The 24929-nt window shown below is 62.5% G+C and carries 19 protein-coding genes; 7 read left to right on the top strand and 12 right to left on the bottom strand.

What is annotated here, in order from left to right; translation table 11 throughout:
* Positions 1–983: 983 nt before the first annotated feature.
* Genes AB0N75_RS14330 through AB0N75_RS14320 form a run of 3 tightly spaced genes read left to right on the top strand, consistent with a single transcriptional unit; the run spans position 984 to position 4298 of the window.
* Complete coding sequence (locus AB0N75_RS14330; RefSeq protein ID WP_364651100.1) at positions 984–2306, top strand: UDP-N-acetylglucosamine 1-carboxyvinyltransferase; 1323 nt, start codon at positions 984–986, stop codon at positions 2304–2306.
* Between the two features lie 4 nt (positions 2307–2310).
* Positions 2311–3312, top strand: a complete 1002-nt coding sequence (gene murB, locus AB0N75_RS14325; protein WP_364651097.1) for a UDP-N-acetylmuramate dehydrogenase — start codon at positions 2311–2313, stop codon at positions 3310–3312.
* Between the two features lie 17 nt (positions 3313–3329).
* The gene (locus tag AB0N75_RS14320) at positions 3330–4298 is read left to right on the top strand and encodes a glycosyltransferase (RefSeq protein WP_364651094.1); all 969 of its coding nucleotides are present in this window, start codon (positions 3330–3332) and stop codon (positions 4296–4298) included.
* A 702-nt stretch (positions 4299–5000) separates the two neighbouring features.
* Here AB0N75_RS14320 and AB0N75_RS14315 read toward each other — a convergent pair.
* From AB0N75_RS14315 to AB0N75_RS14290, 6 genes are all read right to left on the bottom strand, one after another.
* Positions 5001–6194, bottom strand: coding sequence for an IS1249 family transposase (locus AB0N75_RS14315; protein WP_364651092.1), 1194 nt, complete (start codon positions 6192–6194; stop codon positions 5001–5003).
* Between the two features lie 211 nt (positions 6195–6405).
* On the bottom strand, positions 6406–7191 hold the full coding sequence (locus tag AB0N75_RS14310) for a WecB/TagA/CpsF family glycosyltransferase (protein WP_364651089.1): 786 nt from the start codon (positions 7189–7191) through the stop codon (positions 6406–6408).
* Complete coding sequence (locus AB0N75_RS14305) at positions 7181–8197, bottom strand: NAD-dependent epimerase/dehydratase family protein (RefSeq protein ID WP_364651086.1); 1017 nt, start codon at positions 8195–8197, stop codon at positions 7181–7183. The genes AB0N75_RS14310 and AB0N75_RS14305 overlap by 11 nt, the downstream gene beginning before the upstream one ends.
* A 2-nt stretch (positions 8198–8199) precedes the next feature.
* Complete coding sequence (locus AB0N75_RS14300) at positions 8200–9543, bottom strand: UDP-glucose/GDP-mannose dehydrogenase family protein (RefSeq protein ID WP_364651083.1); 1344 nt, start codon at positions 9541–9543, stop codon at positions 8200–8202.
* Between the two features lie 377 nt (positions 9544–9920).
* On the bottom strand, positions 9921–10073 hold the full coding sequence (locus AB0N75_RS14295) for a hypothetical protein (RefSeq protein ID WP_364651080.1): 153 nt from the start codon (positions 10071–10073) through the stop codon (positions 9921–9923).
* A 76-nt stretch (positions 10074–10149) separates the two neighbouring features.
* Positions 10150–10653: a DUF2505 domain-containing protein gene (locus tag AB0N75_RS14290; RefSeq protein WP_364651077.1), complete on the bottom strand. Its 504-nt coding sequence runs from the start codon at positions 10651–10653 to the stop codon at positions 10150–10152.
* Between the two features lie 413 nt (positions 10654–11066).
* On the opposite strand from AB0N75_RS14290, the gene mfd reads away from it, so the two are divergent.
* Positions 11067–14714, top strand: coding sequence for a transcription-repair coupling factor (gene mfd / locus AB0N75_RS14285; RefSeq protein WP_364651074.1), 3648 nt, complete (start codon positions 11067–11069; stop codon positions 14712–14714).
* A 60-nt stretch (positions 14715–14774) separates the two neighbouring features.
* On the opposite strand, the gene AB0N75_RS14280 is transcribed toward mfd, so the two are convergent.
* Positions 14775–15779, bottom strand: coding sequence for an LCP family protein (locus tag AB0N75_RS14280; protein WP_364651071.1), 1005 nt, complete (start codon positions 15777–15779; stop codon positions 14775–14777).
* A gap of 73 nt (positions 15780–15852) precedes the next feature.
* Entirely contained in the window at positions 15853–17634 is a 1782-nt protein-coding gene (locus AB0N75_RS14275; protein WP_364651068.1) for an ABC transporter ATP-binding protein, read from the bottom strand.
* Between the two features lie 116 nt (positions 17635–17750).
* Here AB0N75_RS14275 and AB0N75_RS14270 point away from each other — a divergent pair, with 116 nt between their 5' ends.
* A complete protein-coding gene (locus AB0N75_RS14270; RefSeq protein ID WP_364651065.1) occupies positions 17751–18167 on the top strand; it encodes a MarR family transcriptional regulator in 417 nt (138 codons plus the stop codon).
* Positions 18168–18170: 3 nt separating this feature from the next.
* On the opposite strand, the gene AB0N75_RS14265 is transcribed toward AB0N75_RS14270, so the two are convergent.
* Positions 18171–18512: a hypothetical protein gene (locus AB0N75_RS14265; protein WP_364651062.1), complete on the bottom strand. Its 342-nt coding sequence runs from the start codon at positions 18510–18512 to the stop codon at positions 18171–18173.
* Positions 18513–18889: 377 nt separating this feature from the next.
* On the opposite strand from AB0N75_RS14265, the gene AB0N75_RS14260 reads away from it, so the two are divergent.
* Positions 18890–19156, top strand: coding sequence for an SHOCT domain-containing protein (locus tag AB0N75_RS14260; protein ID WP_364651059.1), 267 nt, complete (start codon positions 18890–18892; stop codon positions 19154–19156).
* Here the strand turns inward: AB0N75_RS14260 and AB0N75_RS14255 are convergent.
* From AB0N75_RS14255 to AB0N75_RS14245, 3 genes are all read right to left on the bottom strand, one after another.
* The gene (locus AB0N75_RS14255) at positions 19153–21270 is read right to left on the bottom strand and encodes a M1 family aminopeptidase (protein ID WP_364651056.1); all 2118 of its coding nucleotides are present in this window, start codon (positions 21268–21270) and stop codon (positions 19153–19155) included. The two genes, AB0N75_RS14260 and AB0N75_RS14255, sit on opposite strands and share 4 nt — an antisense overlap.
* 102 nt (positions 21271–21372) lie before the next feature.
* Entirely contained in the window at positions 21373–22686 is a 1314-nt protein-coding gene (locus AB0N75_RS14250) for a UDP-glucose/GDP-mannose dehydrogenase family protein (protein ID WP_364651053.1), read from the bottom strand.
* 42 nt (positions 22687–22728) lie between these two features.
* A complete protein-coding gene (locus AB0N75_RS14245; protein ID WP_364651050.1) occupies positions 22729–23268 on the bottom strand; it encodes a VanZ family protein in 540 nt (179 codons plus the stop codon).
* Between the two features lie 132 nt (positions 23269–23400).
* Here AB0N75_RS14245 and AB0N75_RS14240 point away from each other — a divergent pair, with 132 nt between their 5' ends.
* Positions 23401–24921, top strand: a complete 1521-nt coding sequence (locus AB0N75_RS14240; protein WP_364651047.1) for a M20/M25/M40 family metallo-hydrolase — start codon at positions 23401–23403, stop codon at positions 24919–24921.
* Positions 24922–24929 lie beyond the last annotated feature (8 nt).

The raw sequence follows: 24929 nt of genomic DNA, 5'->3' as shown, positions 1-24929 counted from the left end.
GCGTCCGAACCGGCCCCTGCGTGCGTGCGAATAAACTGCCTGTGTTGCGGGCCGAGAGTCGCGTCGCCAGAAACGGGGTGCGGATTCGAGTCGGGCGGCGCGGTGGTCTAAAGGATTCGGTCACGACATGAGTCTATAAGGAGTGAGCGAGAACGCTGAACGCCTCGGAGGCGGTCGGCGCAATTAGTATACTCAGAACCTCCATGCCACCGGACAAGTAACAAGTAGTGTCGGGAGATGGCGTCGGAGAATGGGTGCTGGCGTGTCGCCAGTGGGCACCATATCGATGCAGCGAATCCACGAACTATGGGTCGTCGGTGTGTCAGTAGTTGACTATGACCCCGGCCCGCTGCGGCTGGCCCCGGAACGGAAGGTTTACGAACCCCGCGGACTAATGGGCTGCGGGGTGGCTAATTCCTCCGCCTACTGCGATATTGATGCGCGCGCGGGACATAGCGTCCTTTCTTCATCCACAAGCGATCCTAGGCTGCGAAGTAGTTCCCATTGATCTGAATAACTGAGGAACGCAAGCGTAACCTCGATCTAGACGTACAAGTCATCGGCCGCCACAATGTCTTCAACTGCGTGCAGTCAAACACGAACGTGGGTTATTCCTCGACCTCTTTGGCCACGGCTCGTCTGCGCGGTGGATCATTTTGGATATCGGCGCCTCCCACCGGGAAATCAATGGTTCCGATCCTCTGCCAACAGAGTCATACCTCCAAATTCGACGATGAACTCGCGCAAAAAATAGCGATGGTTGAGTCAAACCGGGGACCTCGGATTACGCCTCTGCGCGGATTCTTTGCCAGTTTGCCTGCTGTCGTGACTTCCCAGTACAGTCACAGGGGCGAACGCCTGAGTGTTTCGAAGCAACTCGTCCGACCGACAACGCGGGCTTAAGAGGGACGACCAGCGCTTCGCTCCGGAAGAGACTAGATACGTGATGATAGGTCTGAGAAATTCTCACTGAGGGGGGCTTGATGCGCGCCGTGATCGAAGGCGGATCTGTACCACGAGGAGTGGTACGGGTTAGTGGAGCAAAGAACTCTGCAACACGTTTGCTGTCGGCAGCGCTCTTGTCCGATGCACCGGTGGAGCTCGGGAACTTCCCTGTCAGTCTAGTTGATGTCGGTCACAAGGCGCGCTTCATCCAGGACCTCGGTGGTCTGGTTGTCGTGAATGACGAGACTCAGACGGTGACTGTCGAAGCAGGCGGGCTTGGACCACGAATCCTCACACGCGAGCAGTTCGACGTGCCCATACGCACGACCTATCTGTTGGCTGCTAGCCAATTAGCCAGAGAGGGTTTGGCTCGCGTTCCATATCCGGGGGGTTGCGCTATCGGAGGGGGGCCTGCCGGTGGCCGTGGCTATAATCTTCACATCATGGTCTGGGAACGGCTCGGCTGCACCGTAACCGAGAAGTTCGACCACATTGAAGTCGTCGCTCCAGGTGGCTTCGTCGGTGGGACGATCGACTTTCCCATCTCCACTGTCGGTGGCACGGAAAATGCGCTTCTCTGCGCTTCGGTAGCCACAGGGACAACGGAGATTGCGAACGCCTACATCACTCCCGAAGTCGAAGACCTCATCGAATTGCTGCGTAGGATGGGCGCGGACATCACGATATATGGTACGAGCCGCATTTTGGTCGAGGGGCACGGTGGCGTGCTAGGCGGCGCTCGCATGAGTGTGATGCCTGACCGCATCGAAGCTCTCACATGGATCGTGTACGCGATCCTATCCGGCGGGGCGCTTACCATCGAGGGCGTGCCTTTTTCCGCGATGGAGGTGCCGCTGATCCATTTAGAAAAGGCGGGCATCGACCTTTTCCGCAACTCCACCTCGGTCCACGTCACACCAGACTGCCTACTCTCGGGGCAGGTTCAGCCTTTCGAGCTTGCCTGCGGCACGCACCCGGGCGTCATCTCCGATATGCAGGCACTCTACGTGTTGCTCGGCTTAGTCGGAGCCGGTACTTCGCGAGTATACGACTACCGATATCCCGAGCGAATCGCATTCGTCGGTGAGCTCGCGAAGCTCGTCGAAGGATCCTTCCTGAAAGCGGAGGCGGGGAAGATCACGATTGGTGGCTCCGCGCGCTTCATCCCCGGGATCGTCGATTCGACCGATCTTCGAGGATCGATGGCCGTAGTTGTTGCGGCCCTGTGCGCGCCGGGTCGATCGGAGATTCACAACGTTCACATGGCACTGCGCGGATATGACAACCTCGAGGGCAAATTGCGCGCTCTAGGTGCCGACATCACTATTCGTGAGGACACCCCGGTCGAGATCGGAGCCTGACGAAGTGGTCGAGGCAGTAGCGGTTGACCTCGCGTCGACGCTCCGCGAGGCGGTGACAGGTTCCGTCCGGTTCAATGAGCCGCTCGACACACTTTCTCGCTGGCGGATCGGTGGCCGAGCCGCTGCGATCGTTGAGCCATCGTCGGCTACTGAAGCCGCGGCGGTTCTACGTGTCATGGCAGAGCGTCCTGAGCCGATCGTCGTTATCGGTGAGACCTCAAACATGCTCTTCGACTCCCGCGGATTCGACGGCGTGCTCATGCGGGTCGGCCCTCGGATGTCAGAGTGGAGCATCGAGGGGAGGCGCGTTCACGCGGAGGCTGGGGCGTCTATTCCGGAGCTCGTTAGGGCGACAGCCGAAGCTGGACTGAGTGGGATAATCCACGCTGCTGGTGTTCCTGGTACGCTCGGTGGCCTCGTGCTGATGAACGGTGGGACGCAGCGGAAGGGAATCGGTGAGCAAGTTGTCCGCACCTTGATTGCTAACGAACGAGGCGAGCTGCATGCTGTCCGCCACGACGACCTCGGATTCGCCTACCGCACCTCAAACCTGCAGGGGCAAACAGCCGCGATCCTCGAAGTAGAGCTCGAATTGGTCCCGGGAGAGCCGGCGGCGCTCATCGTGGACATCGATGCTATTCTCGCGGAGCGAGCTGCGAAGTTCCCGTTCGATCTGCCCAATTGCGGATCCACCTTTCTCTCGAATCCTGCCATGTATTCGATCGTCGGCGCCCCCGGCCGTGCGATCGAGGAAGCAGGACTCAAGAGCGTGCGCCGCGGTGGTGCACAAATCTCAGAGAAACATGCGAATTTCATCGTGAATCTAGGCGGCGCCACTGATAATGATGTCCTGTGGTTGATCGCGCTCGTCCGGACCACTGTCCAAGCCCGCACTGGGTTCACTATGGATTGCGAGGTTAGGCATTTGTCGCCTGATGGGCGCATGCGTCCCGCCCACGAGGTCGCCGACGAACGGTGGCCCGATTTACGATCGAGTGAAGGATGACAATGCCGAGAGTTTCCGTGATCACCGGATTTTACAACCGTGCCTCGGTGCTGGAAAGGACGATCGAATCGATCCTTAATCAGACTTTCCAAGACTTTGAATTGATCGTCTTCGACGATAAGTCCACTGATGGTACTGCAGAGCGTCTTGCCGAGCTTTCCGCGCTCTACAACGACCCTCGGTTCCGATACACCGTCCATGAGCAGAATAAGGGATTCGTCTGTGGCCTGCGGGACGCGATTGCGCAGACAACCGGAGAGTACATCGCTATCCAGGGCTCCGGGGATGCTTCGCTGCCTAAGCGGCTTGAGTTGCAAGTCGCCCTGCTCGATGAACGGCCAGATGTGGGCGTGGTCGGTGGCTGGTACAGCAACGTTCAGGAGGACCAGGGCATCCGACGACTTCGGTCCCCGAACGCCGACGACGCGGGCCTTAACGACTTTCTTAAGACTAATTTTTTCTCCCATGGCGAGGTGATGATCCGCCGAAATGTTTACAATGCTGTAGGCGGGTACCGCGTGGCATTCAAGTACGCCCAGGACCGGGATCTTTGGCTTCGGATTGCAAAGGTTTCACGATTCGCAACGGTTCCGGAGCCCGTGTACGACCGGTACGTGCAGTTCGACGGGGTCTCCTACGTCGCGTCGAAGATCGTTTCTCAGGCGTGCTACTCCGTTGCGGCGGCGCGTCTTGCACAAATGTCGCCGGCCCAAGAAGCCGAGGCACTTGCGCGAATCGAGGCGAGTGGGCCAATCGCGGTTATTGGAACTGACGACGCGACCGTCCAGAAGAAGATCGTCAACGCCGCGATTCGAATGGTGCTCTTTGGATCACCGGCAGGCGAAGTTGAAATAGCCCGTTCGCATATTCTGAGCCCAATGGTCCGTAATGTCCTCGGGGCGTTTGGAAGCATTTTTGATTCTCCAGTGTCAGCACCATTAAGATTCTTCGTGCGCAGCGCCGTGGGCATGAAAGGTGGATCCTGATCTTCTTAGTCGGTGACACTCAGAGGCTTGTGCTGAGATGGTGCGCTGTCGACCTTGTGAGGCAGTGTCGTCCTTGATTTCTTGTCACACAGGTTCCTAGACGGGAGCTGATCTTCTGCGAGAACAGGAGCTCTCGCCAATGGACGTTTCCAGTTTTACCCGGACTCAATGTAGTCCATGGCGCCGTTGCCTGTCGCGAGGCGGCTGCTGAAACTTGGCTGGTAAAACTCGGTCTTCAGATGCGAGAAAAAGTTACATGCCGCCACATGGTCACAGTATTATCCGGCTAAGCGGTGGGGCTCTGTTTATGTACCGGATGAGTTCCAGCTCTTGCTGGATGTTAGCTTCTTCGGTTGTCGTCTCGTAGTGTCGGATGTGAGCTGAAACATACCGACTAAGCTGTAACAACGTACATCGTCGACAGCATCGGGCCCCCGAGACCCGGAGACAGCCCGGACACCTTCGACCAGCAGCAGGGAGGCACTGGACCACGACCGCACGGGCCGGTCCGGTTCGTCATCGGTTCCCAGATCCAGTGTTGTTTAGGTCGGATTGAGTTTCTCTTGCCCGGCACGTCTCACTGCAGCCAGTGCTGGCGAGGCAAACATTTGCTTGATGGCGAAATCAACTATCAGGTGTGCAACTCAGGCCCAGCGCCGGCACCACTGGGCCGGGTCCACGACCCGGCACAACAAAACCGGCTTATAGGCCAAAAACGTGTGTCTGGTCCGGGCGTGTCAGGTTCTGCCGGCCCATCCTGAGCGTGCCCAGAGGCCTTCCTCGGCGATGGCAGGGGTGCCGAGTTCGGCCGGTCCGAGTGGCTCGGCTGCGACCCGTTTGGCTGTTGTGGCGGGTTTGTGGTGTTCGGGCCGGATCAGTGTCCAGGGTGGTTGGGGGGTTCTCGCTGCGTTGGTAGAGGTACCACTCGACGGCGCGTTTGCGGTGTTCTGCCGGCAGGCCGCGGTGGTTGCGCAGCAGGTAGCGGATTTCGGTGTTGATGCCGCCCTCGATTCTGTTGGTGGTGGAGGCGATCTGCAGGCCGGCCAGGTCGGGGTGCAGGTAGGTGAAGAGCACTTCCTGGCGGACGCAGCGGGCCATCAGGTGGTAGGCGCGGCGGAGGCGGTAGTGCGTGTACCACCAGGTTTGGTTCGGTGCGGCGTGTTTGGGTACGGGGCCGGTTCCGCGGTAGGTGCGTTCGGCGAGAAGGTCCTTGTGGATGCTGTGCCATACGTTCAGTGCGTTCAGCCAGGCCACTGCCTCGTCCCGGGTCGCGATCCTGGTCAGTGTCAGTGAAAGTGTCCTGAGTTGCCGTCCTGCCTTGGTCCGCGGGCGCAGCGTGAGCAGCACGCGGACGTTGCGCTGGACGTGCACCAGGCAGCGCTGGACCTTCGTATCGGGCCAGGTTCGCTTGAGCGCAGACGCGAGGCCGGAGCCCCCGTCGACGATCACGGCGCGCGGGGCGGGAAACTTTTCCAGCAGTGCGGTCCAGGCTGCGGCCTTCTCGGTATAGCACCACTGCCAGCCGATCACGTGCCCGTCGGCGATCGCGATCAGGCAGCACCAGCCGCCGGAGAGGTAGATGCCGTCGAGCTGGATCTCGTCGTGGATCTGGCCGGTGACGGAGATCTGCGGGACCACGTTCCAGCACCACGCGATCCGGCGGCGCAGGGTCCGGCCGGTGGCCGTGCCGTCGGCCTGGGCTTGGGAGTCCTTGCTCAGCAGCCAGCCTAGGAACGCCTCCAGAACGTGCCGATGAGAAACGTCGGGTCTGCGCCGGCGTTCAGACGAGCTGGCACCGCGTGCCTTGCACAGCCGTCTGGGCGAACCGGCAGCTGTTTTTCCATTGCGTTTTAGCGTCCCGCCGCAGAGAGCACATTCGTCCCAAGAATCAAGCACCCTCCACGAATAAAGGACCCGGAGTATGCGGAACCGGATTCAGCCGCGGAAGCACAATGAAGCAGGCGCCTCCAGACACACGTTTCTGGCCTATAACCCACAAAACCGTCCGCTCCTGCTCCATAAGCTGGCCATCACCATCCAGACCTAGGTCGTCGTTTTGGCAGACTTGGCCAGATCAGGGGCATCATGGTTCCCGAGATCGGTTGCATTATCGATCTCGTCTTCTACGGGTTTCGCGTACAAGCCGGTAGAACGCATAGGGATTGGTCGAGAGATATCGCCACGCAAGACGTTTTGGGTCGTCCATCATTCTGAATAGCCATTCAAGGGCTGCTTTCTGCATCCACTCTGGCGCTCGAGGCACATCACCCGCCAGGAAGGCATAGAGCCCACCGCAGGTCTTCAACCATCCGACCCCGCGCAGCCGATCGCGATTTCGAAAGCACCATTCCTCCTGGCGAGGCTTGCCCAGCGCGATCCACACCACGTCAGCTTTGCTCTCACGGATCATTTCGCAGACGGCTTCATCTTCAGCTTCAGTGAAGTACCCGTGGTGCCTCCCGACAACATTGAGGCCGGGATAAATCTTTTCAATAGCTGCTACTGCAGCCGCATTCTGTTCATCCTTGGCGCCTAACATGAAGAAACGCAGTCCGTTTGGTTCAGCAACCTGGGCTGCATCGTGGAAGAAATCCGTGGTGGGAATTCGTTCTGGTAGCGGCGCCTCAGTGAGTTTCGAGGCGAATACGACCGGCATACCGTCAGCGTGCACGATATCGGCTTCCGACATCATCCTCATGAACTCGGGCGACTTGCCGGCGAGGGTAACGCCCTGGCCGTTCGATGAGAACACCAGTTTCGGGAGCCATGATTCCCCCTGCTTTCGTGCTTCAATGCAGTCTTCAAGTAGTAACTCTGCGAGTTCGGCCCTCGTGCAAGAGATCGTGTTGAAGCCTCCGACCAAAACCTGTGGGTACGCGAGATCAGATTGCACCGGTCTCGTACTCCGAGTACCAATTGACAAGAGCTTTCACACCTTCCTCGACGGTTGTATTTGGTCTGAAACCCGTCAATGACAGGAGCAAATCGGGACTCGCCAGAGTGTCAGGTACGTCGCCCGCTTGCATGGGCAACATCTTTTTCTTGGCTTCGACGCCGAGTGCATTTTCTATGGCCGTGATGAAGCGCATGAGCGGCACCGGCTTTCCACCTGCAATATTTACGACCCGCCAGGGTGCCACTGGGGATATAGAATCAATAGCGCGTACTTCGGGCTCTGTCTGCGATGCGGCCGGCACAACTTGGCTGAGGCGTAAGATGCCCTCGACGAGGTCATCGATGAAAGTGAAGTCTCTCGACATTTCGCCGTTGCCGTAGACCTCGATCTCCTCGCCGCGCCGGATTCGTTGGATGAACTTAAGGGCAGCCATGTCCGGGCGCCCCCACGGCCCGTATACCGTGAAGAATCTGAAGCAGGTGGTCGGGATACCGAAAAGGTGCGCATAGGAATGGGTTATAGCCTCGCCGGCGCTCTTCGTTGCGGCGTACAGGGATACCGGGAACGCGGTCCGAGCAGTTTCCTCAAAAGGGAGAACAGGGTTTGCACCATACACCGACGAGGTTGATGCAAAGAGGAAATGCTTGGGCTTCCGATGTCGGAGGGCCTCGACCAAGTGGAACGTGCCGAGTACATTCGAATCGATGTATGCAGCGGGATTCTCGATGCTGTATCTCACTCCAGCCTGTGCGGCGAGGTGGACGACGAGCTCAGGCTGATGCTCCTCCACGGTGGAGAGGACGAGTCCTCTATCCTCAAGCATTCCGACCACCGGCGTGAACGATGAGTAACCCCTGAGGATTTGATCGCGGGCCTGTTTGAGCTGCGGGTCGTAGTACTTAGTGAAACCGTCAAAACCGACCACTTCATGTCCCGCGTCTAAAAAGCGCTTTGCGGTATGGAAACCAATGAATCCGGCCGAGCCAGTTACTAGAACCTTCATTCTCAGGACGCCTTGTCCGCCACAGCAGCGCCGGATGAACCGCGCCCAATGCTTGTGTATTGGAAGCCAGCAGCCTTCATCTCGGCCGGTAGGTATACATTCCGAAGGTCAACGAGGCGTGGCGTAGCCATGAGTTTTCCCAAGCGATGCAGATCAATTGATCGAAATTCATTCCACTCAGTGATCAGCACAACACAATCAGCATTCGAGGCAGCCGAATATGCGTCGTCCGCGTACTCGATGCCGTCGAAAATCTTCTTAGCTTGTGAAGTACCTTCTGGGTCATAAGCTCGTATCCGGGCACCAGCATCGAGCAAGCCTTGCACGATAGAAATGGACGGAGCGTCCCGCATGTCGTCGGTATTCGGCTTGAATGTTAGGCCGAGCAAGCTGATTGTAAGTCCCCGGACCTCTCCTCCACAGGCAGCGACAACCCTACGCGCCATCGCACGCTTACGCTGGTCGTTGACCGCAACAGTGGTTTCGACTAGGCGTAGCGGTGATTCATTGTCTTGGCCGGTCTTCACGAGCGCCAGCGTGTCTTTCGGGAAACAGGAGCCACCGTATCCTGGGCCCGCGTGGAGGAACTTTTTCCCGATGCGGTTGTCGTGACCGATCCCTCGAGCAACGGCTTGCACATCTGCACCCACCTTCTCACAGAGATCGGCGACCTCGTTGATGAACGTGATTTTCATTGCTAGGAAGGCATTGCCTGCGTACTTGATTAGCTCAGCTGTACGCCGATCGGTGAACATTAGCGGTGCCTCGTTCAAAGAGAGCGGGCGGTACACCTCCTGAATCACCTGGATAGCTCGCTCTTCAGTGGTTCCGACCACCACGCGGTCTGGGCGACGGAAATCGTCGATCGCGGCGCCCTCGCGCAGGAACTCGGGATTTGAAACTACTGAGAAGTCCGCTTCGGGATTGGTCTCTCGCACCAGTCGATCCACCTCGTCGCCCGTTCCCACCGGCACCGTCGATTTGGTCACGATTACGGTGAATCCTTTAAGGGACATCGCAACAGAACGGGCTGCGTCATAGACATATCTCAGGTCTGCATGTCCGTCACCACGCCGCGACGGGGTTCCGACAGCGATGAACACAACATCAGCTTCCGACACTGCGGTGGCAAGATCCGTGGTGAATGACAGTCGGCCTGCCTCGGTATTGCTTTGAACGAGAATATCAAGCCCTGGCTCAAAAATCGGAATTTCGCCTTGCTTGAGTCGTTCAATTTTTTCGGCGTCGATATCCACACAGGTTACCGAATGGCCGAAGTCCGCGAAGCATGTGCCGCTTACGAGACCAACGTATCCCGAGCCGATCATCACGATTTTCAGGGACATCTACGGTCTCGCTCTCTGGGAGGTCTTGTTGCAATGCGCCGAAATCATTATCGATGATCCCTCGGCTCATATAGGGTTGGGACGGTTTGCCTAAGGCAACGCCTACGTTTATTGACCAGCAGTCGCCACGGGCGTCGTGCAAACGCATACCATCTTCCCACAAATTGTCTGGCCCCCCTTGACATCCGTTGCACATCCAGAATGGCGAGTCGGAAAACCGGCTGCTCATCACCATGGACCGCTCGGTAGATGAGCACCTCCTTGGAGGCTACGAGACACAATTTTCTTGGCTCCACGGGCAACGGGAGCCACGACTCGGTACGCCCATTAAAGTTCCGCCCGTGGAAGGACTCTGGCGGACCAGCGCTGTCACACGATTAGCCGATGAGACCCCGGACGCCGATGACCGCTACGGCGATGCCGAGGATCATCAGCGTGGTGAGTTGCATGAACTGAAGGGTGAAGGAACGGGTGAGGTCGCCGGCATCATCCTTGGACTTCGGGTCGCGCCGGGCGCGGGTCAGGAGCAACGCGCCAAGGATAAGGCTCCAGGCTCCGGCCAGAACTAGAATCCAAGCGAGGGCAGCGGGGATGACCACGACGCGGCTACTTGGTCCGGCCGGAAATCCAGCCCTCGGCCTCGGATGCCTGGAGTTTCAGCGCCTTGCCGAGCATCGGCTCGGCAGCGGCGGCGATCTTGCCGCCGAGGAACGGAATGCTCGAGGACACGTCGCCGGTCAGGTCCACGCGGGTAGAGGTGCCATCCGCGACCAACTTCTGCACGGCCTTCACATCCACCGGGGCACCGGCGACCTTCACGGCCACATTGGCTGTTCGGGAGCCATCAGTTTCCGGAGCCTGCCACTGCTCCGTCTGGGTCACGGTCAGCGTCTCGCCTAGCATCTTCTTGGCCAGGTCCGGCAGCCGCGTCGTCGGGATTTTGCGCACTACCGTCAACGTGAAGGCACCGTCTACGGAACCGTCCACTGTTGCTGATTCCAGGTTGCCACCGACCAGTTCGCTGGTATGGCGCAGGAACGCTTCCTCGGTAAAGGTCTCGGTGACTTGGGCGACGGAGTAGGGCAGGGTGGTGGAAGCGCTGAGCGCCATGAAGACTCCCGGTGGTGTTGAGAACAATCGTCCGGCACCCATCTTACTGATATTCCGGTCGCAGATTACAGCCGTGTAACGTTCGGCGCTGTCTGTCCCGGGAGCGTATGGCTGCTAGTACGTTGGCTGCAGGGAAACAGCGCTATGGGTACATCGCAGTACGAGCGCCACAACCAGTCTGGGGGACTGCCTGTGTTTCGGAATCTTCGCCGCAAATGGAACCGCCTCACGCCTGCCCGGCAGCGCCGAATCGCGAACACCGTGGTGGCGGTACTGGCGGTGTGCGTGCTTGCTGCATTGCTTTACGCCACACTGCGCTAAGGTCTGTGTCGCGGTAAAGTTGAACGGTCGCCCCGGGGTTCTGCCAAACCTCGGGTATTCGTGTTGCATGCTGACCGGGAGAATTTACCGCCATGAGCTTGAACGGACTGCTGGCCGCCCTTGCCGAGGACACAACGTTCGCCAAGGTGCGGCTGCAGTCGGCCCGGCCCGTGGCAGAGCGCAGCGAGGACCTGCAGATCGGCGCACCGCCTGGGTTGCGGGCAGCGTTGCTGGCAGAGATGGTGCAGGGGCTGGAGACCGGCGGGTCTCCACGCGGCGCTGGCGCGCCTTGGTCGACCAACGATGGCGAGGGCGGGCCGTCGTCGACCACCGGACCGGTGGTGCTGGCGGTCACGGCAACCGGGCGGGAGACGGAAGACCTGGCCGCTGCGCTGCGGAGCTACCTGCCGGATGAGTTCATCGAGGAATTCCCCAGCTGGGAGACGTTGCCGCACGAGCGGCTGTCGCCGCGGTCAGACACCGTGGGGCGCCGGCTCTCGGTGCTGCGCCGGTTAAAGCACGACGACGGTGCGGCGCCGCTGCGCGTGGTCATCGCGCCGGTGCGCGCAGTGCTTCAGCCGCTGGTCCAGGGGCTGGGCGAGCTGCAGCCGGTCGCGCTGGCGGTCGGCGACGAGGTCGCCTTTACCGACGTGGTCCGTCGGTTGTCCGACGCGGCCTACGCTCGGGTGGACATGGTCAGCCGACGCGGCGAGTTTGCTGTGCGCGGCGGGATTTTGGATGTCTTTTCGCCCACCGACGACCATCCGGTCCGGATTGAGTTCTTTGGCGACGAAGTTGAATCGATGCGCTGGTTCGCTGTGGCAGACCAGCGTTCCTTGGCCGGCGAGCACGTCAAGCACCCCACCCGGCTGTACGCCCCGCCCTGCCGGGAGCTGTTGATTACGCCCTCGGTGATGAGCCGTGCGGCCAAGCTCAAGGACCAGATGCCGGCGGCCGCGGACATGCTGGAAAAGATCGCCGGGGGCGTCACGGTCGAAGGCATGGAGTCACTTTCGCCGGTGCTGGTGGATGCCATGGTGCCGTTTGTTGGCGAGCTGCCGCCCGGATCCATCGCGGTTGTCATTGAACCGGAGAAGGTACGCAGTCGGGCACACGATCTGGAGACCACGAACGACGAATTCCTGGCCGCTGCCTGGGCCACCGCCTCCGAGGGCGGAGACGCGCCGCTGGACCTGGCGCTGCAGGGGGACTTGGAGCAGGCGGGCTTCCGCTCGCTGGGCGACACGCGCACGGCGGCCGGCGAGCACCAGGTGTCCTGGTGGTCCATCACCTCGTTCAACCCCGACGACGAAACCGTGCTGGACATCGACACGTTGACCATCGCGGCCCGGGAACCCAGGGGCTATCAGGGCGACGTCGCTGAGATGATGGAGTTCATTGGATCCCGCGTACGCGACCAGTGGCGCGTGGTGGTGGCCACCGAAGGACCCGGCCCGGCCTCACGCATGGCCGAACTCTTCCACGACGCGGAGATACCGGCCACGCGGGTGGAATCGCTGGAGAACGAACCGCAGCCGGGAATCATCGAAATCACCACGGCCAGCACCGGCAAGGGGTTCGTCTTCGACGGACTGAAGCTCGGCCTGCTGACCGAAGCCGACCTGCTGGGCCGGGCCTCGGCACGCTCCACCAAGGACATGCGGAAAATGCCGTCGCGGCGGCGCAACGCGGTGGATCCGCTGCAGCTGACCGAAGGCGACTTCGTGGTGCACGAGCAGCACGGGGTGGGCAAGTTCGTCGAGCTATTGCAGCGCTCCACTGGTGCCGGACCCACCAAGGCCATGCGCGAGTACCTGGTCCTGGAGTATGCCCCGTCCAAGCGGGGTGCCCCCGGGGACCGGCTGTTCGTGCCGACCGACCAGTTGGACCAAGTCACCCGGTACGTGGGCGGCGAGACTCCGGTCCTGTCCAAGATGGGCGGCTCCGACTGGGCCAAGACCAAGAGCCAGGCGCGCAAGGCGGTCAAGGAGATTGCCGGCGAGCTGATCCGCCTGTATTCGGCCCGGATGGCGTCCCGCGGGCACGCCTTCGGACCGGACACGCCCTGGCAGCGTGAGCTGGAAGAAGCATTCCCGTACATCGAGACCCCCGACCAGTTGACCACCATCAACGAGGTCAAGGCGGACATGGAGCGGGAAATCCCGATGGACCGCCTGGTCTCCGGCGACGTGGGGTACGGCAAGACCGAGATCGCGGTCCGCGCTGCCTTCAAGGCGGTCCAGGACGGCAAACAGGCGGCGGTGCTGGTGCCCACCACGCTGCTGTCCCAGCAGCACTTCGAGACCTTCAGTGAACGCTTCTCCGGGTTCCCGGTCAGGGTCAAGGCGCTGTCCCGCTTCCAAACGTCCAAGGAAGCCAAGGACACCATGGAAGGGATCAAGAACGGCAGCATCGACGTGGTCATCGGGACGCACCGGCTGCTCTCCAAGGAGGTCCAGTTCAAGGACCTGGGCCTGGTCATCGTGGACGAGGAACAGCGCTTCGGCGTCGAACACAAGGAAGCGCTGAAGAAGATGCGTACCAACGTGGACGTGCTGGCCATGTCCGCGACGCCGATCCCGCGGACCCTGGAGATGTCGCTGACCGGCATCCGCGAGACGTCCACGCTGGCCACCCCGCCGGAGGAGCGGCACCCGGTGCTGACGTACGTTGGCCCGTACACGGACAAGCAGACGACGGCGGCGATCCGGCGCGAGCTGATGCGCGAAGGACAGGTCTTTTTCGTGCACAACCGCGTCTCGTCCATCGAGCGGCAGGCGGCGCGGATCCGGGAACTGGTCCCCGAAGCGCGGGTGGAAGTGGCGCACGGGCAGATGAGCGAGTCCCGGCTGGAACAGATCATCGTCGATTTCTGGGAAAAGCGGTTCGACGTGCTGGTCTGCACCACCATCATCGAAACCGGGCTGGACATCTCCAACGCCAACACGCTGATCGTTGACCGCGCGGACCGCTACGGCCTCTCCCAGCTGCACCAGCTGCGCGGCCGGGTGGGCCGCGGCCGGGAGCGGGCCTACGCCTACTTCCTGTTCGACGCCGAGAAACCGCTTGGCGAAGTGGCGCTGGAGCGGCTCAAGGCAGTGGCGGCGCACAACGAACTCGGCGCGGGCATGCAGCTGGCCCTGAAGGACCTGGAAATCCGCGGTGCAGGAAATCTGCTCGGCGGGGAACAGTCGGGGCACATTGCCGGCGTCGGCTTCGACCTGTACATCCGGCTGGTCGGCGAGGCCGTGGCCGATTTCCGCGGCGAAACCGAGCAAAAGGTTGCCGACATGAAGATCGAGCTGCCGGTCAACGCCCACCTGCCGCACGACTACGTGCCGGGGGAGCGCCTGCGCTTGGAGGCCTACCGGAAGCTGGCGCAGGCGGCCACCGACGAGGCCATCGCCGAAGTGGTTGCCGAGCTCACCGACCGCTACGGCGAGCTACCGGAGCCGGTGCAGAACCTCGTCGCCGTGGCACGTTTCCGGGTCCGGGCCCGCGCCGCCGGACTGACCGATGTGGCGGTACAGGGCAACTTCATCAAGTTCGCGCCGGCGGCACTACCGGAGTCCAAGGCGATGCGGCTAACCCGGATGTACCCGGGCTCGCAGGTGAAACCCGCGCTGGACTTCATCCTGATCCCCAAACCCAAGACCGCCAGGATCGGGGGCAGAGACCTGGCCGACCAACAGATCCTGGAGTGGGCGCAGGGTGTGATCGACGCGGTCTTCACAGACTAGCGGCGCTGTTGGTCAGGCAGCCAATGCCGCAAAGCGTCCGCGACCGGTTGCAAGATCGGCTCAGTTGTCGGAGGGCAAGGTCTGCCAGTATTTGTCCAGTGAGTCGTCGCCCAGCGCCGCGGTGATGTCCTTAATGGCTTGCTCGTCCTTGAGCACGATCGACTGACCGTCGCGGGAGGATCCGGTGCCCTTGGTGGGCAGCGTGAACATGTGGATGTCGTCCTTGCGCACCTTGTTGAGGCCCAGTCCCAGAGTTCCGATGGCTCCGGCATTCAGGCTCTCGTCAACGGTGATGTAGGGGGCGAACTGATCCACCGTGGCACTAATCCGGGCCGGGTTGGTGAGGGTGTCAGCGGTGAGGAACTTGGAGAGGACCGCGCCGACGAAGGCACGCTGGTTGCGCACCCGCTGGTAGTCGCCGTCGGAGTAGGCGTAGCGTTCGCGGACGAAGGCGAGGGCTTCCTCGCCGTTCATCAGAGTGGGGCCGGCCGCGAAATGCCGGCCGCCCAAGTGCGACGACGTGAAGGCCGGATTGACTTTGATCTCAACGCCGCCGAGCGCGTCGGTCAGCGCGCGGAACCCTTCGAAGTCGATGATGGCCACGTGGTCAATGCGGGTGTCGAAGAGTCCTTCGACCGTCTGTACGGTCAAGGGAACCCCGCCCAGGGCGTAGGCGGCATTGATCTTGTGCTCGCCGTGGCCGGGGATCTCCGTCCACGTGTCGCGCATGATGGACATCACGTAGACCCCAGAGCGGTCCGAAGGCACATGCAGCAGCATCAGTGCGTCGGTGCGGGCATCTCCCGGGGCGCCCTCCAGCGCGTCTTCCGTGCCGTCCCCGCCGCGGGTGTCGGATCCCATCAGCAGGATGTTGACGGCACCCTCGGCCTTCTTAATCGGCCGGGTCGACTCCTCGGGGAAAGCGTCGGCAATCTTCTCGCTCTTGGAATCAAAAGAATGCGCCAGGTTCCACAGGTAGCCTCCGGCGGTCAGCCCGGCCACGAGGAGCAGGCCGACAAGGACGGAAACGGTGACCAGGACAGGACGCTTTTTCAATCGATTCACCGCAATAGTCTAGGGGTGCGGTGCGCCTGTTACATGTGGGCACGCGGACTGCGCCCGCTACGCCCGTCCCATGTCAGGCGGCCAGAGCCGCGTAGCGCCCGTCGGCGTCGAGCAGTGTTTCGTGGGTGCCGCGTTCGATGATGCGCCCCGCTTCCAAGACGGCGATCTGGTCCGCGTTGCGGACGGTGGAGAGCCGGTGGGCGATGGTGATGGTGGTCCGGCCCGCGGCCAGTCGGTCGAACGCCTGCTGCACGGCGTGCTCGGTCTGGGTATCCAGTGCACTGGTCGCTTCGTCCAGCACCAGCACCGGAGGGTTGCGCAACAGCGTGCGGGCGATCGCAATGCGTTGCTTCTCGCCGCCGGAGAACCGGTGCCCGCGCGAGCCGACGATGGTGTCGTAGCCGTCCGGCAGTGCGACGATGTGGTCGTGGATCTGGGCGTCCCGCGCGGCCTGCTCGATTTCGGCATCGCTGGCATCTGGTTTGGCGTAGCGCAGGTTCCCGCGCACCGTGGTGTGCAGCAGATACGTGTCCTGACTGACCACGCCCACGATGCGTGCCAGATCGGCCAGCCGCATGGAGCGGAGGTCCACGCCGTCGATGGTGATGCGCCCCGCCGTCGGATCATGCAGGCGGGCCACCAACGCGGCCAGGCTGCTCTTTCCCGAACCGGTCGGGCCCACGAGGGCCAAGGAGGAACCGGCGGGAACGGCCAGGTTCACGTGCCGGAGGGCCGATGTTTCGCTCTCCGGGTAGCTGAAGCTGACATCCTCGAAACGGACGTGCCCCGCTACCTTTGCCGGGTCCACCGGAGTCGGCGAGGCCGGCTCGGTAATCTCCACCGGCAGGTCCAGATACTCGAAAATTCGCGCGAAGAGCGCCAGCGAACTGGTGACGGTGATGGTGACGTTCAAGAGTCCCAGCAAGGGGCGGAAAAGCCCGCCTTGCAGCGCGCTGAAGGCCACCACGGTGCCGATGCTGATGTTTCCCGCGGCCCCGGGCAGGCCGGCGGCGAAGTAGATGACGGCCGGTACTGCGGCGAAGATGATGCTCATGGTGGCCATGCGCCAGCGGCCGGCCAGTTCCGACCGCAGTTCCAGGTCGGTCAGTCGCTCGGAGGAGGCAGAGAACCGGTCCGCCAGATCGTTTCCGGTGCCCAGGGTCTTGCTCAGCTGGATTCCGCTGACCGAGAGCGACTCTTCGATGGTCACATTCATGTCGGCCAGTTCCTGCTGGCGGCGGGCGGTCAGCTCACGCCGCACTTTGGCCACCCGCCGGGTCAGCACGACTGCCGGCGGCATCACCAGCAGCGAGATCAGCGACAGCTGCCAGGACAAGGCAGCCATGGCCACGGCGGTCGCAACGACGGTGGTCAGGTTGGTGGCAATGCCGGTGGCGGTGGACGTGACCACGGACTGCATGCCGCCGATATCCTGGGTGATGCGGGATTGGATTTCCCCGCTGCGCGTCCGGGTGAAGAAGCCAACGGACTGGCGCTGCAAATGGGAGAAGACATCGGTCCGCAGGCTGTGCATCACGCGTTGGCCCACCTTGGTGGCAATCCAGGTCTGCAGGACGCCGAACAGGGCGGTGACCGCAGCCACGGCCAGCATGCCCGCGGTCAGCAAGGCCAGCAGCGGCAGCTGCTGCTGGGGCAGGGCCGTGTCGATGACGGCACGCAGCAGGAACGGGGAGGCCATAGCGGCGGCGGAGGAAGCGACAATGATGGCCGTGACCAAAGCCAGCTGTCTCCGGTAGGGACGGAAAAGGGCCACAATCCGCTTGAGCGGAACATGCCGTGCTTGTTCTTTTTCTGCGGCCGTCGGTTCCTTCACGGGACCGCGGCCGGGGTTCATTCCGAATGTTTCCGTCGGAACCACCTCGTTTCATGATGGTGGAGCTGCGACGCCCCGGTATTGCTGAGGTTACCTCACTATGAGGTTACAACAGGCAAACTTGATAGCCTATTCCTGTGGCTGATGAGAACTTACTAGACCTATTCTGGGCCGTGTCGCGCCAACTCAGGAAGGGATCCTCGCAGGGAATGGCCCCATTGGGCGTGGCGCCGTCACAGGCCCGAGCGCTGCGGATGCTACGCCACCATGGCTCGCTGCGGCTGGGCGAATTGTCCGAGCGGCTGCGGATAGCACCGCGATCGGCCACCGATATTGTCGACGGCTTGCAGGAGCGCGGCTGGTGCGCGCGTGAGCCTGATCCGACCGACCGCCGGGCCACGGTGGTTGTCCTCACTGAGGCAGGGCGGGAGATTGGACAGGCCATCCGGAAAATCCAAGTAAGCCATGCTGAAGAATACTTTGCCGCCCTGTCCGCAGAGGAACGCTCCGAACTCTCCTCGCTCCTGGGCAAGCTGGCAGCGGCAGAAGGCTAACGCCTAGCGAACGAACATCAACCAGAAGGCGGCGGCCGCAGCGGCAAGCACGACGGCGGTGCACACCGCCCACGCGGTCCCGCGCCCCTTGAGCCGCTTGGCGCTCGGTGCGGCCGGAGCCTCCGTGCGTACATAGCGGGTGGTTCCACCAGCCTGGCCGGCGGCGGGCGGAACTACCTGGATGAGGCCGGTGCGCAGTTCACGCCGTGCAGGCAAGGGGGTGCCGGACGGTGCGGAGACCAGCGGGACCACCGGAATCATCCCGGTGGGCGCGGCTGGTTCAGCGGCGCCGGTGCGGACGTCGCGGCGGCGCGGGAACGGCGTGCCGTCGGCAGTGGGGCTCATCAACTCGACTTTCAACCGGGCAACCGGAGGTCAGGGAATAGAACAGCACAGCGGCCCGGTGATCTACACGGGAGGGTGCCTACAGCCATCCTATGTCCGGAGCGGCCGGAATCCGGGGAAGCCATGGGTGCTGAACATCTCAATGCCGCATCATTTGCCGCCAACGGCTTGTGGAGGGCATCGCGCGGTCCCATGTGGCGCCGACGATACCTGTCTCGCGGGACGGCCCGGGATATCCGTCGCGGGGAGCAGACGGGGCTACGGGATCCTCTTGTGATGGATTTGCCCTGTTTGTTCCCGGGGCCGACGCGTATCCTGACGCTAAGGGAACGGACTATAAAGCCATCGTTCCGTCGTGATCGAAGGAGTGCTTCATCATGGTAGATATGGGCTTGGCGTGGCTGTTTGGCATTTTGCTGTTGGCCATCGTGGCCATGTTGGCCATCTTGGTGGTCCGGGCTTTCATGGGCCTGCGGCCCGGTAGCGTCGAAGATGCTGTTGCGGTGGCAGCGGCCGCCGGGAAGATGGAAAGGACGCACGGACGCAGTACGGCTAGACAGATTCTGGACCAGCGGTTTGCCCGCGGCGAGCTCACAGCAGACGCATACCGTGAAGGACTCCGGGTGCTGGGCGAGGACCGCTAAAGTACTCCTGGTTTTCCGGCGGTAGCGACGAACTTCTTGAACAGCGGGCCCAAATCCTTGCCGGAGATATCCTCGGCGAGCTTGCGGAAATCCTTGGGGGAACCCGAACCGTCCTTGACCCACTGCCGGACAAGCTTGTGGAAGTCCTTGTCGCCGATCTCGGTCCGCACCGCGTGCAGGGCCATGGCCGCGCGGGTCTGCAGGCCGCTGGAGAACAGGTTGTCCGGCCCCGGGTCGGACAACTTGAACTTCCAGAACGGGTCTGCGGCGTCGATGTCCGCGTAAAACTCGAAACTGTCTTGGGCGCTGCCGGGTTCCCGGTCTTCCGCCCAGAGCCATTGGGCGTAGGTTGCCAATCCCTGGTTGAGCCAACTGTCCTGCCACCGATGGACGGGCAACTGGCTGCCCAGCCACTGGAGAGCGAGTTGTCGGACGATGAATGAGTCACCGCTGGCCTCGCTGTAGAAATAATCCATCGGGTAGACCGGCCTGGCCTGGGCCTCCAGCACGAACCCGAGGTCCTCGACATTGTCGACGATGCCGCCGGCACTGGCCAGCGGATAGGCCCCGAACACGGAAGAGAGGAACTTGATCATCTTCGGCTGCTTGTCCAACGACTGCTGGATCTTGTAGCCCTGGGACGGGGGCGTGCTGCTGCCGGCGGTCCACTCGTTCTCATTGGGCCGGCTTCCCTTGGGCGCGCCGCCCTGCGGGCTCCAGCCGTCCCACCGGTCACCGTCGCTGTCGAACGAGGTGGAGCCGTCGCTCCCGGTCACCTTGATGTCCTCGACGAAGACGCCGTCGTTCTGTCCGGTGATGTCGCTGGCATAGGTGATGGAGAGTTCCACGTCCTCACCGGCGTAGTCCGCCAGATCGAACTCCCAGTGCTCCCAGCCGTCGCTCGTCCCGGTGGCCGCCCACCACTGCCCGGTGGACCCCTTCGCGGAACAGCTGCCGCCGCCGTCGTCGTTTTGGTAATGCTTCAGGAAGGGATGCACCTGGTGCCAGGCCGGGCACGAATTTCCGGTGCCGTTCTCCGCGAATCCGGTGGCGTCCTTCAAAGTGGTCCAGTTGTCCTTGCCGGGCGTGCGGGCCTCGACGAAAGCGTAGTCCCAGCCGGGCTCGGTGTCGCGCAGCATCCAAAAGGAGAACTCGGCGTCGGCATCTGGCACGCTGACAGTCCGGGTGAGGCGCTTGTAGCTGGCGTCGTCGCTTTGCGACCAAGCCAGACCATCTCCGTTGCGGGGAATAACCGTCTTCTTCAACGCCGGATCCATGGCGTCGACGTAGCTGATGCCGCGCTTAGAGTACTTCGCCAGATCAAAATGCCCGACGGCGATGGTCGCCAGATGGGGCGACAGCGGCTCCTGAGCCGTCCACTTGTAGACAGTGCGGCCTGGGGTACGGCTGGTTCCGTCCGGCAATCCGTTGGCTACGGCCTGCCAACCGTCCGGCACCGAGACGTTGAAGGTGTAGCTGGCTGGGTCGCTGGGGTGATTGTTCACCGGAAACCAGGTGGGGGCGCTGGCCGGATGGCCGGTGACTAGTGCGCCGTCGCCGGTATGGATGAAGCCGGCAGGACCGGGGAGTGCAAGAGTATGGGGAACGCCGGAATACTCCACCTCCACGGTGAAAGTCCGTCCTTTCGGCACGCCGCGGGCAGGAGCGACCCCGAGCTTGGTGCCAGCCTGGTCAAAGCGGGCACCCAGTCCGTTGACACTGACTGACTGGACGGCCAGCCCGTCTAGGTCCAGGCTGAATTCCGAAAGGTCCTGCTTGGCTTGGGCAGTGATGGTTGCCTTGCCGTTGAGCTGGTCGGTGGGCGGGTCATACACCAGGTCCAGTAGGTAGCGGGTGGCTTGGTAGCCGCCGTTACCGGCGTCAGGAAAGTATGTGTCGTGCAGAGTGGTGGCGCCGGGTTCATAGAAGTGCTGGCCCGGATCCGGGGCTGCTGCGGCGGGCTCTGCGGTCAGTGACAGACCGGACAGCCCCAAGACTGCAGCCGCGGCGAGGGCAAAGCCCCTCCGAATCAGCATTCGATGTCCCCCCATCAACCAGCGCAGCTCGACCGGACCCGCAGAAAACAGGGTCGGCGGCTTGAAGCGCTGGCTCACCTATCATTCCCTTGAACGGGGACCGCTGTCAACGGAAACGACAACGGGCCCGCACAGCTCTAGCTGCACGAGCCCATTCTGGGGCGAAAGGCTTGGGAAAAGCTAGGGGCGGCCGATGCCCTTGTAGGTCCAGCCGGCCTGGCGCCAAGCGCCCGGGTCCAGCACGTTGCGTCCGTCCAGAACGTTTTTTTCGTCTACCTGGTTTCCCACGGCCGCCGGATCCAATTCGCGGTATTCCTGCCATTCGGTCAGCAGGACCAGCGCGTGGGCGCGGGCTATTGCCGTCTTCGTATCCGGCTCATAGCTGAGCTCCGGGAAGCGCTGCTTGGCGTTGGCCAACGCTTCTGGATCCGTGACCGTGACGGTAGCGCCCTGCAGCTGCAGCTGTGCGGCGACCGACAGAGCCGGGGAGTCCCTGACGTCGTCGGACTGCGGCTTGAACGCGGCACCCAGCACGGTGATGCGTTTGCCGATCAGCGACCCGCCGCACAGCTCCCGGGTCAGTTCCACCACCCGGGCGCGGCGGCGCATGTTGATCGCGTCCACTTCGCGCAGGAATGTCAATGCCTGATCCGCACCGAGTTCGCCGGCCCGGGCCATAAAGGCCCGGATGTCCTTGGGCAGGCAACCGCCGCCAAAACCAACGCCCGCGTTGAGGAACTTGCGGCCGATCCGCTCGTCCATGCCAATGGCGTCGGCGAGGGCGGTGACGTCCGCTCCGGCGGCTTCGCACACCTCGGCCATGGCATTGATGAAGGAGATCTTGGTGGCCAGGAAGGAGTTCGCGGCCGTCTTGACCAGTTCAGCGGTGGCGTAGTCCACCACCAGCCGCGGCGTTCCGGCGGCCAGCGGGGTGGCATAGACCTTGTCCATCGCTGCCGTAGCGGCTTCACCCTTGGCGCCGGAAGGGACACCGTAGACGAAACGGTCCGGGGTCAGGGTGTCCTTCACCGCATGGCCCTCGCGCAGGAACTCCGGGTTCCACGCGAGAACCGCTTCCGGAGCAATCGCCTGGACTTCATCGGCCAACCGCGCAGCCGTGCCCACCGGCACGGTGGATTTGCCGACGACTACGTCACCTGACTTCAGGTGTTCCGCCAACGAGGTGAAGGCGGCGTCAACGAAGCGCAGGTCAGCGGCGTTCTCGCCCTTGCGCTGCGGCGTGCCCACACAGACGAAGTGCACGACGGCGCCGGCGGCGTCGGCCATCTCGGTGCTGAAGGTCAACCGTCCGGTCTTCTGGACCTCGGTGAGCAATTCCGGCAGCCCCGGCTCGAAGAACGGGGCACGGCCGGCCTTGAGCTCGGCGATCTTGCGCTCGTCCACGTCGATGCCAACGACATCGTGGCCAAGCTTGGCCATGGCGGCAGCGTGAACGGCCCCCAGATAGCCACAGCCGATGACGGAAATACGCATGCTGGTCCTTTTATCTGTGCGGTGAGAGAGACTAGTTCGACTTTATCGTGTTACCGGGCGCCGATTGCGCAGGTGCTCCAGCCAGGCGTAGGCCAGCACCGTGCCTACCGCGGCACCCAGTGTGTTCACCCAGACGTCCTGCAAGGAAGCGTAGCGGCCGGGCAGGAACGCCTGCTGGCACCATTCGATGGCGCCGGAGAACACCAGCGCTCCCGCCGGCGTGAGCCAGCGCAGTGCGGACGGCAGCAACAAGGCGGTCAGTAAACCGAGCGGGATGAACATCACAACGTTGGCCCCGGACTCGATCAGGTTGTAGTCGAACCAGTCCGGAATGCCTGCGCGATGTAGCGCCGACAGGACCTGCCGGATCAATCCGTTCGCTGCCGCATCCACGGGAGTGGGCCAGAGCACAACAACGGCGACCACCACAATGTAGGCGGCCAGCAACGTGGCGGTGAGAATGCGGCCCCGCATCAAAGGTGTGCCTAGCCGCATGGGGCTCCTTTCGCGCAGGTTGACCGTCGGGTGAGGCGGGCAGCCCGCCACCATGTTATCGGTGAGGGGCATCGGTACCTGGCTCATGCTTGTTTTGTTCGTTTCAGCACCGAAACAGTTGCCAACTCTTTTGCAATCGCTTCAGATCGGATAGCTTCCGGGCAGGATCCTGCTACGGGGATAGCGGGGTCCATCATCGCACCCTACGGAGGAACCAGTATGAAAACCCACCGTTTCAGGCGCGGAGCGGCCATCACAGCCGCCACCGCTTTGGCCTTCGGTATCGGGCTGCCAGCCCAGGCCGACAACGGGACGAATACCAGCGCCCTGCGGGACGCCGTCACCGCAGAGAACATCTTCGGCCACCTGCAGGCGCTGCAGGACGTGGCGGATGCCAATGGTGGCAACCGTGCCGCGGGCACCCCCGGTTACGAGGCATCGGCGCAGTACATCGAAGCGCAACTGAGGTCCGCCGGATACGCCCCGGTCCGCCAGTCGTTCTCCTACGAACGCTTCGTGCTGAACAGCGCGGAGTTCGAGCAGGTGGCCCCGACGCCCACCGACTACACGGAGGAACAGGATTTCCTGGGCATGGACTACTCAGGATCGGACGATGTCATCGCACCGGTGACGGCGGTGGATATCAACCTCACGGGGGACAGGGCGTCCACCAGCGGTTGTGAGACCGCCGACTTTGCCGGCTTCCCCGCCGGAAACATCGCGTTGATCCAGCGCGGTACCTGCGACTTCGCCCTGAAGGTCTCGAACGCCGCGGCGGCGGGAGCCGTGGGCGTGGTGCTGTTCAACCAGGGCAACGGGGGCACAGCGGACCGGCTCGATCTGTTCGGCGGGACGCTGGGCACGCTCCAGGACATACCGGCGGTGACCACCAGCTTCGATCTGGGGGCCGAGCTGGCCGGCACGGATGGTCTGGAGGTGCGGATCGCGGTGGACGCCGAAATCGTCCAGACGGAGACCTTCAATATTCTGGCCGACACGGCCGGACGCGCGGACCGCACCGTGGTGGTCGGTGCGCACCTGGATTCGGTGCCCGAAGGCCCCGGCATCAATGACAATGGCTCGGGCAGTGCGGCGATTCTGGAAACGGCGCTGCAGATCGCGGCCAGCGGGGACGAGCCGCGAAACCGGGTGCGGTTCGCCTTCTGGGGCGGCGAAGAGGACGGCTTGCTCGGCTCCGAGCACTACGTTTCCAAGCTGACGAAGAAGGACATCAAAAATCACGCGCTGAACCTGAATTTCGACATGGTCGGTTCACCCAACGCCGTCCGCTTCGTCTACGACGGCGACGGCGATCCGTTGGGTCTGGCAGGCCCGAACGGGTCCGCCAACATCGAGCGCATCTTCGAGGACTACTTCGCCTCGCAAGGACTGGCGACGGAGCCGACGGACTTCGACGGCCGCTCGGACTACTTCGCCTTCATTAACAACGGCATCCCGGCCGGAGGGTTGTTCACCGGAGCCGAGGGCGAAAAGACCGCGGAACAAGCAGCCATCTATGGTGGCACGGTCGGCGCGCCTTTTGATCCCTGCTACCACCAAGCCTGCGACACGGTGGACAACGTTGACCCCGTGGTGCTCGAACAGATGGCCGATGCGATTGCGCACGCCACGCTGACCTTCGCGGAAACCACTTCGGCGGTGAACGGCACCGCCAAGGGCAACGGCAAGGGATCTGGCAACGGCAAGATGGAGTTCAAGGGCCACCAGGCCATCCGCTAACGGTCGGG

The organism is Arthrobacter sp. NPDC089319 (assembly GCF_040684925.1).
Classification (GTDB): Bacteria; Actinomycetota; Actinomycetes; order Actinomycetales; family Micrococcaceae; genus Crystallibacter.
The sequence above is the reverse complement of the archived record's forward strand: the minus strand, read 5'-3'. Positions and strand labels throughout refer to the sequence as shown.

Coding starts and splice junctions, on each gene's coding strand:
- AB0N75_RS14290 (WP_364651077.1), bottom strand. CDS start 10,653: ATGGCGCTCAGCGCTTCCACCACCCTGCCCTACTCCGTCGCCCAAGTC.
- AB0N75_RS14260 (WP_364651059.1), top strand. CDS start 18,890: ATGGTAGATATGGGCTTGGCGTGGCTGTTTGGCATTTTGCTGTTGGCC.
- AB0N75_RS14305 (WP_364651086.1), bottom strand. CDS start 8,197: ATGAAGGTTCTAGTAACTGGCTCGGCCGGATTCATTGGTTTCCATACC.
- AB0N75_RS14330 (WP_364651100.1), top strand. CDS start 984: ATGCGCGCCGTGATCGAAGGCGGATCTGTACCACGAGGAGTGGTACGG.
- AB0N75_RS14250 (WP_364651053.1), bottom strand. CDS start 22,686: ATGCGTATTTCCGTCATCGGCTGTGGCTATCTGGGGGCCGTTCACGCT.
- AB0N75_RS14240 (WP_364651047.1), top strand. CDS start 23,401: ATGAAAACCCACCGTTTCAGGCGCGGAGCGGCCATCACAGCCGCCACC.
- mfd (WP_364651074.1), top strand. CDS start 11,067: ATGAGCTTGAACGGACTGCTGGCCGCCCTTGCCGAGGACACAACGTTC.
- AB0N75_RS14245 (WP_364651050.1), bottom strand. CDS start 23,268: ATGAGCCAGGTACCGATGCCCCTCACCGATAACATGGTGGCGGGCTGC.
- AB0N75_RS14275 (WP_364651068.1), bottom strand. CDS start 17,634: ATGAACCCCGGCCGCGGTCCCGTGAAGGAACCGACGGCCGCAGAAAAA.
- AB0N75_RS14300 (WP_364651083.1), bottom strand. CDS start 9,543: ATGTCCCTGAAAATCGTGATGATCGGCTCGGGATACGTTGGTCTCGTA.
- AB0N75_RS14265 (WP_364651062.1), bottom strand. CDS start 18,512: ATGAGCCCCACTGCCGACGGCACGCCGTTCCCGCGCCGCCGCGACGTC.